The 1,530-nt window shown below is 42.4% G+C and carries 1 protein-coding gene and 2 pseudogenes; all 3 read left to right on the forward strand.

The window, feature by feature from the left end; genetic code table 11:
• Window positions 1-183: pseudogene (gene bamD, locus CIK04_RS27150) on the forward strand (outer membrane protein assembly factor BamD); the annotation flags it as partial.
• Window positions 184-535: 352 nt separating this feature from the next.
• Window positions 536-859, forward strand: a complete 324-nt coding sequence (gene raiA / locus CIK04_RS27155) for a ribosome-associated translation inhibitor RaiA (protein ID WP_128824727.1) — start codon at window positions 536-538, stop codon at window positions 857-859.
• A gap of 240 nt (window positions 860-1,099) precedes the next feature.
• Window positions 1,100-1,530, forward strand: a pseudogene (locus CIK04_RS27160) (chorismate mutase); the annotation flags it as partial.

Raw genomic sequence — 1,530 nt, forward strand, 5'->3', positions numbered from 1 at the left:
TTATTACTTGCGTCGCGAAGCTTGGATTGCAGCCATCAACCGTTCTCAGGAGTTGCAGAAAACTATCCAGATACCATCGCTGCGAGAAAATCACTCAAAATCCAGCTTGAGGCGTATAAACAATTAGGTTTACAAGATGCCATCGCACGCACCGAAGCGTTGATACGTATGAATCCGCTCTAATGCCACGATGACAAGAAACACAAACAGCCGCTAATACAGCGGCGTTTTTATATGAATCATAGCGACAAGATCACAATCGATATTGGTTACTTTTGATATCAACTCGTTATTTAAGCTGAACAGCTCCCCTGAAACCAGTTGAATTTCAGCCATCTACTCTACCCAATCTACTGTTTTCCTATCGAAGACACAAGCTTTTTTCAAAGAAAAAACAACAAGGCTTGCGAAAGATCACATTCYTCTTGAACAATAAAAAACGCCCATCAAAATGTGATTCAGATCACATTCTTTTATCCTTAAAATCGTAATCTGGAGTCAACCCATGAGGGATGCAACAGAGGAAACAGCATTTATGAAACTAAACATCACTGGTAAAAACATCGAAATCACCTCTGCTATCCGCAATCACATTGAGAGCAAATTTAAAAAGCTAGAAAAATGGCAAACCGACATTATTAGTTGTCAAACGACCTTTAGTGAAGAACCTGGAAAACAGATGAAGTTCGAGGCCGTGATTAAGGTTCCTAAAGGACAGCTAATTGCTTCCGCGATTCATGAAGATCTATACGCAGCCATCAACGAGTGGAAGACAAAACTAGAACGACAATTGAACAAACTGCAACATAAGCCTGATGCACGTCGAGCTGAAAAACCAGAAGTCGTAGAAGAAGAATAATCATCAACCAGATTGAGGGAATGGCGCCAAAAGGCGCCATTTTTTGCTTGACGCTCAATGCCTGGCTTGCTTATTGTGTTCCCACATTCACAAAAGTTTACTATTTATGCAAATCCACTCTCTGTTTATTTTTGACTTCTTTTTTCTTCGATAGCGGAGGGGCTAACTCGTTTGTGAAAGAAAAGTCAAAACAACAGAAGACTCCCACATCGGGGGGCTTTTTTATTAAGGAAATGAGCGATGACTGAACAGCCACTTTCTCTCGATGAGATTCGTTTGCGATTAAATGATTTAGATGACCAACTACTCAGCTTGCTCTCTGAGCGTCGCAAGCTCAGCATTGAAGTTGCAAAAAGCAAAGTTGAAACCTCGAAACCAGTCATAGCGCCTCGACGTGAACAACAAGTTACTGGTAAAACGTGATCACCAATGGCCGTGAGAAATATCAGCTCGACGCTCAGTACATCACCAAGCTGTTCCATACCATTATTGAAGATTCAGTGCTGCTACAGCAATCGTACCTGAAAACCATGCTCAACCCTGAGCAGAGCCGGAACCTCTCGCTCGAGTCGCATTTCTAGGCTCTAAGGGCTCCTACTCGCACCTGGCAAGCCGCGAATACTTTAGTCGCAAAAACACTGAACTGATCGAACTCAATTGCGATCACTTCA

It is taken from the genome of Vibrio sp. 03_296 (assembly GCF_002265885.1).